Here is a 13,983-nt window from a genome sequence, read left to right on the forward strand (position 1 = left end):
GACGTGAGAGCGGGAGGGAACCGACGGCCGGTTCCCGTCATCTGCTCTCACGTACGAGCGATACGGAATCCACCATTCCCGGAGCACGCCCCTTGAGCACGCACAAGAGACGACGCCTGTCCCGCAGACGGCTGCTCGGCGCCACCGCGATCGGCGTGGCCGCCACCGTCGCGGGTGGCACCGGCCTCCTCTCCACGGCGTCCGCCGCCGGTTTCGGACACTCCGACGACGGCCGGAACCTCGTCGTCGACACGGGCGCCGGCCTGGTCTTCAAGGTCTCCAAGACCACCGGCGACCTGACCTCCCTGCGCTACCGGGGCAAGGAGTACGAGGGCTACGGCGGCAGGCACTCGCACGTCGAGTCGGGGCTCGGCAGCGCCACCGTCACGCTCCGGCAGTCGGGGCGGACGATCCTGGTGAAGGCCGTGCACGGCGCGATCACCCAGTGGTACGCGGCCCGCAGCGGCCGGAGCGACATCTACCTGTGGACGCACAAGGCGGACGCCTCGTTCACCGCGACCCGCTTCCTGGTCCGCCTCAAGCCGGGCGTGTTCCCGAACGACGGCCCGGACTCCTGGATCGAGAGCTCCGACAAGGTCATCGAGGCCGGCGACGTGTGGCGGCGCGCGGACGGCACCACCCACTCCAAGCACTACTCGGGCAAGCGGGTCATCGACTACGACCACATCGGGTTCACCACCGGCGAGGTGGGCCTGTGGCTCGTCCGCTCCAACCACGAGAAGGCGTCCGGCGGCCCCTTCTACCGCTCACTGCTGCGCCACTCCAACGACAAGGGCGCCGGGCTCTACGAGATCCTGCACTACAACCAGGCCCAGACCGAGCCGGAACGTTTCGGCCTCCAGGGGCCGTACGTCCTCGCCTTCACCGACGGCGGCGCCCCCTCCCCGGCCCTGGCCCACGACCGGCTCGACACCTCCTGGGTGGACGGCCTCGGCATCACCGGCTGGGTCGGCAGGGCGGGGCGCGGCAAGGTGGCCGGGGTCGGGCTCAAGGGCATGGACCCGAAGCACGCGTACACGGTCGGCTTCGCCAACGCCGACGCCCAGTACTGGGCCGCGGCCGCGGCCGGCACCGGCGCCTTCTCCTGCAAGGGCATGCTGCCGGGCACGTACACCCTGACCGTCTACAAGGGCGAGCTGGCCGTGCACACCCGGCAGGTGACGGTGACGGCGGGCGGCTCCACCGCGCTCAACACCCTGACCATCACCGGTGATCCGTCCGTGGCGAGGACCCTGTGGCGGCTCGGCGACTGGGACGGCACGCCGCGCGGGTTCAAGAACGCCGAGCTGATGACGTACGCGCACCCCTCCGACGGCCGGGCCGCGAAGTGGACGGGCGACGTCACCCTCGGCGGCGGCGACCAGACGGCGACGTTCCCGGCGTATGTGTGGCAGGACGTGAACAACGGGGTCCGCGTGTACTTCAAGCTGACCGCCGCGCAGGCCGCCGCCGCTCACACGCTGAGGATCGGGGTCACGGACGCGTTCTCGAACGGCCGGCCGCGGGTGACGGTCAACGAGTGGGTGTCGCCGGTCCCGGCGCCGCCCAGGCAGCCCTCGACGCGTTCCCTGACCACGGGTTCCTACCGGGGGAACAACCACATGTTCACGTTCCAGGTCCCCGCCGGCGCATGGAAGTCGAACACCAGTGGGTACAACGTACTGAAGATCGATGTCGTCAGTGGATCGAGCGGCACGGCCTTCCTGAGTCCGGGCACCTCGTTCGACTGTGTGGACCTGCTGGCCTGAGCCCCCCTCGGCCGGCAGTGGTGCCGACCTGAGCCCCCCTCGGTCGGCACGACAAGCGCCCCCCGCCGGTGACGACCGGCGGGGGGCGCCCTTCTCGGGGATCAGCGCATCGTCGAGCCGATGGCCGTGGAGCCGGTCGTCAGGAACGCCGTGACCGGCAGCGCGCCACCCCTGCCACGCGGCCCGTACACCGCGCGCGCGTCCGTGGACCTGAACGGCGGTGTGGCCACCCCGCTGTCCCAGTTGTCGTCCGCCGACACCGTGCGCGGACCCAGCCGGGCCTTCCCCGTGCCGTTGTCCACCGCCAGGTTCCGCGTCAGCCGGGCCTTTCCCGCGACGAAGGAGAACCCGTCCCCTCTGTTGGCGTAGGCGGTGTTGCGGTGCAGCCGGATCGCCCCGGTGTTGGAGTTCTCGGTGAAGCCGTGCAGCGTGTTGTCCCAGGCCGCGCTGTCGCGGACGGAGTGGGCGACGGAGGCACCACCCCCGCCCAGCTTGAACCCGTTGCCGTTGCCCTGGAACGCGCGGTCGTTCCAGCGGTTCCTGCCGTTGCCGAAGGCCCAGGAGTGCTCGACGGTGACGGGCGAGGAGAACTGCCAGAGGTCGAGCCCGTCGTCCGCGTTGTCGTAGAGGCGGGCGCCGGTGATCCGGTTGCCGGTGCCTGAGCCGAACTTCACGGCGATGCCGTCGGCGTTCCGGCCGTGGTTCGCGGCGTCGTAGTTGCCGTGGCTGTCCAGGTTCCGCACGAGGTTGCCGGTGGTGCCGTCGCCGCGCAGGGTGAAGCCGGAGTCGCCGTTGTCCGCGGTGACGAGGTTGTCGAAGATCCCGCCGACGGACGACGTGGCGACGAAGCCCTGCGCCGGGGAGTTCTGGAAGGTGATCCCGGAGACGGTCCAGTGGTCACCGTGGATCGCGGCGAGCCAGGACCCGGCGGGCAGCGCGGAGCCGTCGATCCTGACCTTCCCGTCCCCGTACGCGGTGAGCGTGATCCGGGCCGAGGGGGTGCCGTCGGCCGAGGACGTCAGGGTCCGGGTGGGCCGGTAGGTGCCGCCGCGGACCTTGATGGTCGTACCGGCGGCGGCCCGGGCGAAGGCGGACTCCAGCGACGCGGTGTCGGAGACGGTGACCGTGGTCGCGGCGGCACGGGCGTCGTCGTGGGAGAGGCCGAGAAGGACGCCGCCCGCCCCCGAGGCGACGGCCACGGCGGCCGCGATCGACAGGGTGCCGGTTCGGCGATGGCGCCCGATGCTCTGACGCACGGGGGTTCCTTTCTCGGGGGACGAGGAGCGAAGCGGGCCGGGGGGCCCGCCCCGGCCCGCTTCTGTCACTGGTCGTCGCCCCGCGGCGAAAGGTTGCCGCGCATCGCCGAAAGTTCTCGGAAGTCCGGCTCAGTCCATCGTCGCCCCGATCGTCGTGCTGCCCGTGGTCAGGAACGTGGTCGCGGGCAGCGCGCCGTTCGACCGGCGGGCGTTGTACGTCGTCGAGGCGTTGGTGGAGCGGAACGCGGGCGTGGAGACACCGGAGTCCCAGGTGTTGCCGGACGAGACGACCGACGAGCCCTTGGTGACCGCACCGGAGCCGTTGCCGACGGCCAGGTTCCTGCCGAGGCGGGCCGCGCCGGTCGCGAAGTAGTAGCCCCACTTGGCGTTGGCGTAGGCGGTGGTGCGGTTGATGACGATGGCGCCCCTGTTGCTGTTCTCGGTGAAGCCGTTGCCGGCGTTGTCCCAGGCCGCCGAGTTGTTGATGACATGGGCCACGGTCTCGCCGTCGCCACCCAGCTTGTAGCCGTTGCCGTCGCCCGCGAACGCGGAGTCGCCCCAGCGGTTCCTGCCGTTGCCCATCGCCCAGGTGTGCTCGACGGTGACGGGCGAGGAGAACGACCAGAAGTCCAGCCCGTCGTCCGCGTTGTTGTAGAGACGGGCCCCGGTGATGAGGTTGCCGCCGCCGGAGCCGAACTTCACGGCGATGCCGTCGGCGTTCTCCCCGTGGTTGGCCCGGTCGTAGTGGCCGTAGGAGTCGATGTTGCGGACGGTGTTGTCGGTGGTGCCGTCGCCGGTGAGTGTGAAGCCGGAGTCGCCGCCGTTGATGGTCCTGATGGTGTCCCAGACCGTGGAGGCACAGGACTGGCAGACGACCGCGCTGTCCGGGGAGTTCTGGAAGGTGATCCCGGAGACGGTCCAGTAGTCCGCGGTCAGCTTGAAGATCCAGTCGCCGTCGGGGAGGTTCGAGCCGTCGATCTTCACGGTCTCCGAGCCGTACGGCTGGAGGTGTATGCGGTTGGAGGAGCTGCCGTTCGCCGTGGACTGGAGGGTGGCCGTCGGGTAGTACGTGCCGCCGCGCACCTGGATGACCGTGCCCGGGGTGGCGTTCTTCAGGGCGTTGGACAGGGCGGTCGTGGTGTTGACGACGACGGTCGCGGCGTACGCCTGGGTGGGGAGCACGGCCAGGCCGGCGCCGAGGGCGAGGGCGGTGCCCAGGGCGAGAGTGGTACGACGAGACATGGAGAGCGGTTCCTTTCTCGTGCGGGTGGGGTGGTTCACAGGACGGAGTCGAGCCATGGCGGCCGACGGACACCTCCGCCGGGTCGCCGTCGGCGCCCGGATCACGGGCGCCCGTCGGGCCTCCAGTCCCCGAGATACGTCCGCCGGGTGTGCGGGGCGGCCTCCGCCTCGGTGAGCCGCGGCCGGTTCTCGGGCACCGTGACGACCGCGCCCGGACCGGAGTTGCCGTACTCGCGAAAGCGCATGGTCTGCCACGGGTACGCCTCGCGCATGTTGGTGTACGGGGCGACGGCGTCGATACCGGGGCCGATCCAGGTGTCCCGGACGACCAGGGAGGGCCAGGCGGTCGTCTCGTACGACGGGACCCAGGGGCGGGCGATCTTGTACGCCCCGTGCTCGGCGCCGGAGGTGATCCGGCCCCGCAGGGCGAGGAACCCGTAGAGGTTGGCACGGGCCGTGGAGGGCGCGAAGACCATGCCCTTGGGGGTGAAGGAGACGTCCCGCCGGAGCGTGTGGAAGCGGCAGGACTCGAAGACCGCCCGTGCCCGGCCGAAGACGAAGTCGACGTCGCCCTCGATGTGGCAGCGGCGGTAGTACTGCCGGCCGAAGACGTCGAGCGAGGTGGTGTCCGCGAAGAGCGTGTCCTGATGGGCGAGGAGGCGGACGTTCTCGAAGTGGCTGCGGTCCCCGGTGACGTACGCGGCCACGGCCTGGGTCCCGGTGATGTCGGGGTGGTCGGCGCGCAGCCAGTCGTTGGCGAGGGTCAGGTCGCGCACGGTCAGTCCGGGCGCCGCCGAGGTGAAGGTGGCCGAGCCCGCCGTGCCGTACGTGCCGCCCTCGGGCCGGGGCGTGCCGCCCGCCCGGTCGAAGACGACGACCGTGGCGCGCGGGTCACGGGACGCTCCCCGGAGCGTCAACTCCCCCTTGTCGGCTTGGATGTTGACGACTTCGCGGTAGGTGCCCGGATGCACCACGATCGTCCAGCCGGGGCCGTCCACCGCGTCCACGGCGGCCTGGACGGAGCCGCCGCGCCGGACGTGCAGGACCCGGCGGCGGGCGTCTGCGGACGCGGGGGTGGCGCCGGCGGCCGCGAGACCGCCGGCGATCCCGGTGAGGAGGGTGCGCCGGCGCACGTCAGCACTCCTTCCAGGGTGCCCAGTCGCCGAGGTACGCCTCGCGGGTGTGCGCGGCGGCCTCCTCCGCGGTGAGCTGGGGCCGGTTCTCCGGGACGGTGATCCGGGCGCCGGGGCCGGTGTTCCGGTACTCGGCGAACCGCTGGTCCTGCCAGGGGAAGCCGGAGGACATGGTGGTGTACGGAGCCACCGCGTCGATGCCGGCCCCGAGCCGGGTCTCGCGGACGGTCAGCATGGGCCTGGCGGTGGTGTCGGAGCTGGGCACCCAGGGCCGGGCCAGTTTGTAGTGGGCGTCCGGGGCCCCGCTGGTGATCCGGCTCCGGGTCACCAGACAGCCGCGCGGGTTGGCGCCCGCGGTGGAGGGCGCGAACACGAACCCGTACGGGGCGGAGGCGAGGTCGGTCCGGGTCAGGGTGTGGAAGCGGCAGCGTTCGAACACCGCCGTGGCGCGGCCGAAGACGAAGTCCACGTCCCCTTCGGCGTAGCAGTCCCGGAAGTACTGGCGGGCGAACGTGCCGAGCGCCGTCGAGTCGGTGTACAGCGTGTCCTGGTGCCCGAGGAACCGGCATCGCACGAACGCCGAGCGGTCGCCCTGCACCTTGAGGGCGACGGCCTGGGTACCGCTGATCTCGGGGTGGTCGGCGCGCAGCCAGTCGTTGGCGAAGGTGATGTCCCGCGCGGTGAACCCGTCGCCCTGGACGAGGGTGGTCGCCGATCCGGTGGTGCCGTAGGTGCCGCCTCCGGGCTTGGGGGTGCCGGCCGCGTTGTCGTACACGACGGTGACGTCGCGGGCGTCGCCGGAGGCACCGATCCAGGTCATGTCCTTGCGGGCGGTGCTCACGGCGACGGTCTCCCGGTAGACGCCGGGTGCGACGACCAGCGTGTGGCCGGTGCCGGTCGCCGCGGTGACGGCGGCCCGCACGGTGGTGAAGTCCCCGGCGCCCCCGGCGTGCACGTACAGCGTCCGCTCGTCGAGGCGGGCGGCCGGTGAGCCGTACCGTCCGAAGGGCGACCGGCCGCGGGAGGCGTGGGCCGGTGCCGCCGTCCCGAGCGCGAGCGCGGCCCCGGCACTCGCGAGGACGAACGACCGTCTGCTCCGTGCTGCCCCTCGGTCGGTCATCAGCAGACCTTCCCCGCGCCCGCCCGGGCCTTGAGGATCGCGGGCACGGCGCGGGGCGAGTCGACCTTCCCCCGCAGGGTCGGCGTCCAGCCGGCCCCGGACCGGAGGGTCTCGGCCGGGATCTCCGCGTTGTGGACGGCGATGAGGTCGGTGAGCCTGCCGTTGACATAGTTGTTCTCGGCGGTCAGCGGGGACTCGTTCCACTTCTTCAGGACCTTGCCGACCTTGGCCCCGGCGGGCAGCGTGATGGCGTTGTCGGTGGCGTGGAGCTGCGAGGAGATGCCGACGCCGAAGACGTAGTAGTCGTCCTTCTGTTCCTCGTTCACGACGTAGTGGTTGTTGTAGACGTCGACCTGTCCGAACCGCACGCGCGGGGAACGCTGGAGGATGCCCTCGAAGCGGTTGTGGTGCAGGGTGACCTTCAGCTTGCCGGCGTCCTGGGAGGCGGAGCCGTCGCTGTTGCCGATCAGCATGTTCTTGTCGTGGTTCTCGAAGCGGTTCCAGGACACGGTCACGTGGTTGGCGCCGCGCACGATGTCGGTGAGGCCGTCGTGCTGCTGGAAGACCTTGCCGAAATGGACGGGGCGTTCGCTGTCCGGGTGGCGCCCGTCGGTGAACGTGTTGTGGTCGAGCCACACATGGTGGGTGCCGTAGACCACCACGGCGTCGTACTCGGAGTTCCAGTTGCCGGTGCGGTTGTCGTCGGTGGGGTCCCACTTGGGGAAGCAGTCCAGCGGTGCCTCGATGGTGAGGTTGCGCATGATGACGTTCTGGACGCCCTTGATCTGGAGGCTGCCGCCGAGGATGCCGGAGTTCCCGCCGACGCCGACGATGGTGGTGTTGCTGGGGATGCTGGCCTTGATCTCCGCGTCCTGCCGGGCGGCGGAGGCGACCCGGGCGTCCTCCTGCGGGCCCATGGCGACCTTGTCGTTGCCGTACACGGCCGGGTCGTAGTCCTTCAGATACTGCTGGAGGTCGTATCCGCCGGTGACGAAGGCGTCGCAGCCCTGGGAGACGGCGTCGATCATCCCCTTGATCTTGATGATCTTCGGCGCGTCGCCGCCGTCCGTGAGCGCGGCCTTGAACTCCGCCCAGGTGGTGACGGTGTAGACGTGCTCGGCGTCGGCCGCCGAGCCCCCGGTGGTCCCGCCTTCCGCGGAGCCCCAGCCGTCGCCGGCGGGGAGGACCTGCCGGCCGAGGTCACGGGACCCCGCCTGGGCGACGCCGGTCCCGGTGACCCCGAGGACGAGAGCGGTGCAGCCGACAACGGCGGTAATGGCATGGGCATGCCAGACATGAGCACGCATGGGTGCGAGTTCCTTTCCAGGACAAGGGGGAAGAAGAGGGCGCCCGTGCAGGGCGGGGGTGTTACGCCTGGGGCCAGGTGATCCAGGACTCGGGGACCGTCTCGCTCAGCCGGCGCACGTCGCGGGGCGCGAGCACCCGGCGCCGCAGCAGCTCGGAGGCGACCAGCCGCGCCACGGCGATGGCGCCCGGCGGATTGAAGTGCGTGTTGTCCTGCTCGGTCCCGGTCCAGTTGAAGTACTTCTTGGTCTCCTCGACCCCGAGCTTCTGCCAGAGCGCGAGGGACAGCGCCTGGATGTCGAGGAGGGCGACACCCTCCTCCTGGGCGAGGGCGCGCATGGCCGCCGGGTACGCGCCGTGGGTCGGCTGCGCCACCCCGCCCCCGTCGAACTTCCGGCGCTCCACGGAGGTGGCGAGGACCGGCCGGGCGCCCCGCGCCCGCGCGCCGTCGACGTACTGGCGCAGATGGTCCTGGTAGGTGGTCCACGGCTCGGTGTACCGGGCGGGATCGGCGACCTTGGAGTCGTTGTGACCGAACTGGACGATCAGGAAGTCGCCGGGGCGGATGGCTCCCAGGATGACGTCCAGTCGCCCCTCGTCGATGAAACTCTTCGAACTCCGCCCGTTCACGGCGTGGTTGGCGACCTTCAGCCCGCTACGGAGGAAGAACGCCAGCGCCATGCCCCACCCGGTCTCGGGCCGGGCGTCGGCGTACTTCTGGGCGGCGGTGGAGTCGCCAGCGAGGTAGACCGTGGGCTCACGGCGGACCCGGCCCAAGGAGCCGGTGGCGGAGGCGGGCCCGGTGGCGGCGACGGCGAGCGGAACGGCGGCGAGCGCCGCGGTGGTGACCTGTCTACGGGTGAGGGACACGTGCGGGTGCCTTTCTCAACAGGCGTGTGGGATACGAGAGTGGTGCGGCGCCTTTCATGTGGGGGAGGACGCCCGCGCCCCCTTCGATTCAGGGGCGCGGGGTACTGCGCGACCAGCAGGAACGGACCGACAGCGGAAACGGACCGGCAGCAGAGACGGACCGGCAGTCGAAGCGGCCCCGCCTCCGAAGCGGAGCGTCAGCCCTTCTGCTCGTTCCATTCGGCCTGCGCCTTGTTCAGCTGGTCGGCCAGCGAGTCGAGGAACTCCTTCGCACTCGTCTGCCCGTCCATCACCTTCTGGAAGGCCGGCTCGTTGTCGGCCTTCGAGATCGTGTTCCAGTCGGGCAGGTAGTACGGAAGCTGCACGATCGACGTCGACCCGTCGGTCAGCGCGGCGGCGGCCAGCTTCGTCGGCTCGGCCCGCTGGATCCACTCGTCCTTCGCCGCGTCGTTGTTCGCCGGCACCTGGCCCGCCGACTCGTTGAACTTGGAGTTCTCCTCGTGCGACATGGCGAACTCGATGAACTTCCAGGCGGCCTCCTTGTTCTTCGAGCCCTTGAACATGCCGAGCCCGTCGACCGGGTTGGAGACCTGGACCCGCTTGCCGCCGGGGCCGGTCGGCTGCGGGATGCCCCGGAACTTGTCGCCGAACGCCTTCACATGGTCCTGGTAGGAGCCCAGGTTGTGGTTGAGCATGCCGATCGTGCCGGAGTCGAACTGCGCGACCATCTTGGTGAAGTCGTTGTTGAGGTCGGCCGCGGGCGTGACCTTCTTGTAGAGGCCGACGTACTTCTCCAGCGCCGCCACGTTCTTCGGGTCGTTCACGGTGGTCTTCTCACCGCTGGAGTCCCAGAACGAGGTGATGCCCGACTGCCCGTACATCGCGTCCAGCGCCTGGGCGATGGAACCCGCGCCACCGCGGATGGTGTAGCCGAACTTGTTCTCGTCCTTGTCCGTGAGCTTCTCGGCGGCCTTGTAGAACGTGTCCCAGGTGGTCGGCTCGTCGAGTCCGGCCGCCTTGAACAGGTCGGTGCGGTAGTAGAGGACGCCGTTGTTCGCGGAGGTCGGGATCGAGTACAGGGCCTCGCCGCCGCCCGCCGACTTCAGCGACTCGACCATCGCCTCGTTGAGCTTGCCGTTCAGGGAGGACGAGGAGAGCCTGCCGTCCAGCGGTTCCAGCGCGCCCTGCGCGGCGAACCCGGCGGCCATGGCCGCGCCGACACCGCCGACGTCCGGCAGACCGCCGCCCTGGATGGCGGTGTCGACCTTCGACTGGTACTCGGTGGCCGCGATGCCGACGTACTCGACCTTGATGTCCGGGTTGGCCTTGTGGAAGTCGGCGATGATCTCCTTCCAGATGTCGGTGCGGACACCGCCGTTGTTGTCCCAGAAGACGATCTCGCCCTTGCCGCTGCCCTCGGAGCCCTTGTCGCCGCCGGCCCCGCTGCCGTCGTCACCGCAGGCGGTGGCGGTCAGCGCGAGGACGGATCCCAGGGCGACGGCCAGGGCGGCGCGCCTGCTTCTGTGATTGCTGATCTTCATGAACGGCTCTCTCTTCCGGATCCAACGGGGGTGATGAAGTGCGTACGGGTTACGAGGAGGGGGTGATCCTGAAGGTGGTGAAGGTGGCCGCCCCGGCGTGTCCCCCGCCGGTGGGCGCGACCGCGAAGAGGCCGAGCAGGGCGCCGACCCAGCGCCAGGGCGTGGCGGCGAAGACCCTGCCGGAGGAGTGCCACCCCTCCCCCACGTCGTAGGAGAAGTGGCAGCGTGCCCCGGCGCGCGTCTCGATGCGGAGCCTGGCCCGCCCCTCGGGCGCCGGGCGCGGAGGTGCCGCGTCCCGCTCCCTCCCCCACTGCCCCGAGGGCGTGGGAGGTGCCCCCGCGGCCACGGTCTCGGCGAACCGGTGGACGAGGCGCGCGCTCCCGTCGGCGTCCCGCTGGAGCCCGATCCAGCAGAAGGCGTCCCCGAGCACGGCGAGCCCCGCGCGCGCCCCCGGCTCCTCGCTGTCGAGGCGTAGCTCCACCTCGGTCACGGTGGGGATCCCCGGCAGCCGCTGTGTGAGCACATTCGCCAGTTTCCGCAGGTCGTGCGCGTGCACGGAGCGCACGCACGTGAGCCGCAGCCCGTCGCCGGAGTGCTGGGTGGCCCAGCCGTCCTGGGGGTTCGCGGTCCACTGCCACTGGCGTCCGAAGCGGCCGCCGGGGAAGTCGTCGTCGGTGGCCGGCGCGGCGGGCGGCTGCGCGGGCAGTGCCGGCTTGGGGTGCACGGCCACGGGGGCGCCCTCGTCGCCGAGGACGGGCCAGCCGTCGGCGCCGAAGCGCATCGGCTGGAGGTGGACGACCCTGCCGTACGCGCCCCGCTGCTGGAAGTGCAGGAACCAGTCCTCGCCGGCCGCGGTGCGCACCCAGCCGCCCTGGTGGGGGCCGTTCACATCGGTGTCGTGCTGCTCCAGCACGACGCGCTCCTCGTAGGGGCCGAAGAAGTCGCGGGAGCGGAAGGCGCCCTGCCAGCCGGTCTCCACTCCCCCGGCCGGGGCGAGGATCCAGAACCAGCCGTCGTGCCGGTAGAGCTTGGGGCCCTCCAGGGTGAACCAGCCGGGCAGCCGGTCCGCGTCGACGATCACCTTGCCCCCGTCGAGCAGTCCGGTGCCGTCGGGCCGCATCCGGTGTCCGGTGAGCCGGTTCTTGATCCCGGAGCGGGACTTGGCCCAGGCGTGCACGAGGTACGCCTCGCCTGTCTCCTCGTCCCACAGCGGGCACGGGTCGATGAGCCCCTTGCCCTCCTTGACCAGGTGGGGCCGGGTCCACGGGCCGCGGATCTCGGGGGCGTTGACCTGGAAGACGCCCTGGTCGGGGTCGCCCCAGAAGATCCAGAACCGGTCGTCGAAGTGCCGTAGCGACGGCGCCCACACCCCGCAGTCGTGACGGGGCGCCCGGAACTCGCTCGCGGGTTCGAGGAGGTGCAGCGCGTGGCCGACGAGCGTCCAGTTGACCAGGTCCCGGGAGTGGAGCAGGGGAAGTCCCGGGACCCGGCCGAAACTGGAGGCCGTCAGATAGAAGTCGTCCGCCACGCGCAGGACATCGGGGTCGGACCAGTCGGCGTCGAGGACGGGATTGCGGTAGGTGCCGTCGCCCCGGTCGGCGGAGAAGGCGGGCGCGCTCACGGAGGTCGTCACCGGCTCACCGCCTTGCGGACCAGGGCCGCCGCCTCGGCGCGGTCGAGGGTGCCGTCGGCGACGACGGTGACGACCCGGCGTACGGCGGTGCCGCCGGGCTCGACGGTCAGGCGTTCGGTGGGGGCGAGCGACGAGCCGACGCCCGGGTACTCGTCGGCGCGGACGAACCAGGGGTCGCGGCGGGTGGTGGCGGTGGCCCCCGCGAAGACGAGCGTCCAGGCGTCGCCCGCGAGGGCGAGCCAGTCGGCGCGGGTGCCGTGGACGCCGGCCTCGCCCTCGGTGTCGGCGGTGAACACGTGTGGGGGCCGGGCCTCCTTGCGGGCCCGCCAGAAGAACCCGCCGTACGCGGCGCCGGGGCGTCCGTTGGTGGCGGGGCTGCCGATCGAGACGGGCTCGCCGGTGGTGTTGGTGAGCGAGAAGGTGAAGTCCAACGCCCAGGCGCTGTCGGTCAGTTCGGTGGCCGCGACGGTACGGCGCTCGCGCAGCAGCTCGGTGCCGGACGCCACCCAGCGCAGTTCCTCGACGAAGCCGTCGGGGTCGCGCAGTTGGAAGGCGACGTGGCGCTGGGAGCCGTGGTTGTCGAGCTCGGTCGGGCCCCGGTCGCGGACATAGGTCCGCCCGCCCCAGAAGTTGTGCCCCTCGACGTCGGGAACGGCGACACCGACGCCGAGGTGGTGGAGGTGGTCGGCGGGGCTCAGCTCGGTGACCGCCGTACCGGACAGGGTGGTGACGGGGTGGAGGTAGGGGCGGGGCGAGAGGCGGGCCGGCACCTCGGGCCGGGCGTGGTACCGGCCCACCGGGCGTCCCGCCGCCCGCAGGACGAGGGACTCGTCGGTCGTCATCAGGTACTCACCTCGTTCGCCGGTGGCTCGGGGAGCGCCCAGGGGGCGCCCAGTTCGGAGTAGAGGGCGAGGTCGTCGGCGGCGGCCGTGACCAGGGCGTCGATGCCGTAGACGACCCGGCGGTCCTCCTCGGGCAGCCGGTGCCAGGCGTCGGCCGGGAGCGCGCGGGGGTCGGGGGCGGTGCGGATCGCCTCGACGACCTTCATGAAGGCGCCGGTGGTGTCCGGCGGGACGAGCAGGTCGGCGCCGTCGACGAGATGGTCGACCAAGTTCTCCAACAGGTCGGTGCGCCCGTACTCGATCTCCTCGGGGCCGTGTCCGGCCCGCTGGACGAGCACGCGGTCCTGCTTGTACCAGAAGGTGATCCGCCCGCTGGTGCCGTGGACCACGTTGTACGGCTCGTCAGGGTTCTCCGCGCACAGCGTGGCCGCGACGGTGATCCGGCCGCCGCGGGCGGTGGTGATCCGCACACAGGAGGTGTCGTCGGACTCGATGTCGTTGGCCCGCAGCAACTCGGTCTCGATGGCGGCGACGTCCTCGGCGCGGCCCGCGTCGCCGAGCGCGAGGCCGGTGGCGACGGCGTGCGCGAGGGGGTTGGTGAGCGCCCCGTCGATCACGTCGACTCCGTTCAGGCGGCGCTTGCCCGCCCAGGGCGCCCGCCGGTAGTACGCCTCGGCGCGGGCCCAGGCGCCGGCGCCGCCGATGCCGGTGACCTCGCCGATCAGCCCGTCCGCGATCATCTTCCGGATCGCGGGCACCGCGTGCGAGCCCAGCGACTGGAAGCCGATCTGGCAGACGACTCCGGCGGCGGCCACCCCGTCCGCCATCCGGCGGAACTCGGCGTACGACGGGGCCGGGGGCTTCTCCAGCAGGAGGTGCACGCCCCGCTCGGCCGCCGCCAGCGCCAGGTCGGTGTGGGTCGGGATCGGGGTGCAGATCACGGCGATCGCGGCGCCGGTGGAGTCGAGGAGCGCGCCGAAGTCGGCGGACTGCTCGGGGGTGCCGAGGCCGTCCGGGATCTCGTCCGCGGCGAGCGGGGTCAGCTCGCAGACGCCGGCGAGGCGCACGATGCCCTTGTCCGCCAGACGGCGGATGTTCTCCAGGTGCCAGCGGCCGTGGCCGCGGGCGCCCGCGAGGACGAGCGGGACCGGGGTGTCGTATGCGGTGGTGTGGTTCATCGGAGCCTCCCTGCGCCCGCGCCGCGCGCCACCTCTCGGTCGGCCCTCACGGCGCTGTCGATCTTCTGGTGCAGGGTAGGCGTCCGGCCGACGT

General features: G+C 71.5%; 11 protein-coding genes. 1 reads left to right on the forward strand and 10 read right to left on the reverse strand.

Going from position 1 to position 13,983, the window contains the following annotated elements; genetic code table 11:
• The first annotated feature begins 92 nt into the window (after nt 1–92).
• Nucleotides 93–1,769, forward strand: a complete 1,677-nt coding sequence (locus tag SMA5143A_RS06880; protein WP_107462024.1) for a rhamnogalacturonan lyase B N-terminal domain-containing protein — start codon at nt 93–95, stop codon at nt 1,767–1,769.
• A 101-nt stretch (nt 1,770–1,870) separates the two neighbouring features.
• On the opposite strand, the gene SMA5143A_RS06885 is transcribed toward SMA5143A_RS06880, so the two are convergent.
• From SMA5143A_RS06885 to SMA5143A_RS06930, 10 genes are all read right to left on the reverse strand, one after another.
• Entirely contained in the window at nt 1,871–3,025 is a 1,155-nt protein-coding gene (locus SMA5143A_RS06885; protein WP_107462025.1) for a right-handed parallel beta-helix repeat-containing protein, read from the reverse strand.
• A gap of 129 nt (nt 3,026–3,154) precedes the next feature.
• On the reverse strand, nt 3,155–4,267 hold the full coding sequence (locus SMA5143A_RS06890) for a right-handed parallel beta-helix repeat-containing protein (RefSeq protein WP_107462026.1): 1,113 nt from the start codon (nt 4,265–4,267) through the stop codon (nt 3,155–3,157).
• A gap of 101 nt (nt 4,268–4,368) precedes the next feature.
• On the reverse strand, nt 4,369–5,400 hold the full coding sequence (locus tag SMA5143A_RS06895) for a pectinesterase family protein (protein ID WP_107462027.1): 1,032 nt from the start codon (nt 5,398–5,400) through the stop codon (nt 4,369–4,371).
• Nucleotide 5,401: 1 nt separating this feature from the next.
• Nucleotides 5,402–6,520, reverse strand: a complete 1,119-nt coding sequence (locus SMA5143A_RS06900; protein ID WP_107462028.1) for a pectinesterase family protein — start codon at nt 6,518–6,520, stop codon at nt 5,402–5,404.
• Nucleotides 6,520–7,827, reverse strand: a complete 1,308-nt coding sequence (locus SMA5143A_RS06905) for a pectate lyase family protein (RefSeq protein WP_107462029.1) — start codon at nt 7,825–7,827, stop codon at nt 6,520–6,522. Before SMA5143A_RS06905 ends, SMA5143A_RS06900 begins: the two co-directional genes overlap by 1 nt.
• 61 nt (nt 7,828–7,888) lie before the next feature.
• Complete coding sequence (locus SMA5143A_RS06910) at nt 7,889–8,695, reverse strand: rhamnogalacturonan acetylesterase (protein ID WP_107462030.1); 807 nt, start codon at nt 8,693–8,695, stop codon at nt 7,889–7,891.
• Between the two features lie 197 nt (nt 8,696–8,892).
• Complete coding sequence (locus SMA5143A_RS06915; protein WP_107462031.1) at nt 8,893–10,236, reverse strand: ABC transporter substrate-binding protein; 1,344 nt, start codon at nt 10,234–10,236, stop codon at nt 8,893–8,895.
• Nucleotides 10,237–10,285: 49 nt separating this feature from the next.
• Nucleotides 10,286–11,869: a glycoside hydrolase family 43 protein gene (locus tag SMA5143A_RS06920; RefSeq protein WP_258193437.1), complete on the reverse strand. Its 1,584-nt coding sequence runs from the start codon at nt 11,867–11,869 to the stop codon at nt 10,286–10,288.
• Nucleotides 11,866–12,711, reverse strand: coding sequence for a PmoA family protein (locus SMA5143A_RS06925; protein ID WP_107462032.1), 846 nt, complete (start codon nt 12,709–12,711; stop codon nt 11,866–11,868). Before SMA5143A_RS06925 ends, SMA5143A_RS06920 begins: the two co-directional genes overlap by 4 nt.
• A complete protein-coding gene (locus SMA5143A_RS06930; RefSeq protein WP_107462033.1) occupies nt 12,711–13,889 on the reverse strand; it encodes a Gfo/Idh/MocA family protein in 1,179 nt (392 codons plus the stop codon). Before SMA5143A_RS06930 ends, SMA5143A_RS06925 begins: the two co-directional genes overlap by 1 nt.
• Nucleotides 13,890–13,983 lie beyond the last annotated feature (94 nt).

Source organism: Streptomyces sp. MA5143a, assembly GCF_900290235.1.
In the GTDB taxonomy this organism is placed as follows: Bacteria; Actinomycetota; Actinomycetes; order Streptomycetales; family Streptomycetaceae; genus Streptomyces.

Excerpts from the sequence above, each read along its gene's own strand:
- SMA5143A_RS06890 (WP_107462026.1), bottom strand. The coding sequence starts at position 4,267 with ATGTCTCGTCGTACCACTCTCGCCCTGGGCACCGCCCTCGCCCTCGGC.
- SMA5143A_RS06900 (WP_107462028.1), bottom strand. The coding sequence starts at position 6,520 with ATGACCGACCGAGGGGCAGCACGGAGCAGACGGTCGTTCGTCCTCGCG.
- SMA5143A_RS06905 (WP_107462029.1), bottom strand. The coding sequence starts at position 7,827 with ATGCGTGCTCATGTCTGGCATGCCCATGCCATTACCGCCGTTGTCGGC.
- SMA5143A_RS06915 (WP_107462031.1), bottom strand. The coding sequence starts at position 10,236 with ATGAAGATCAGCAATCACAGAAGCAGGCGCGCCGCCCTGGCCGTCGCC.
- SMA5143A_RS06925 (WP_107462032.1), bottom strand. The coding sequence starts at position 12,711 with ATGACGACCGACGAGTCCCTCGTCCTGCGGGCGGCGGGACGCCCGGTG.
- SMA5143A_RS06930 (WP_107462033.1), bottom strand. The coding sequence starts at position 13,889 with ATGAACCACACCACCGCATACGACACCCCGGTCCCGCTCGTCCTCGCG.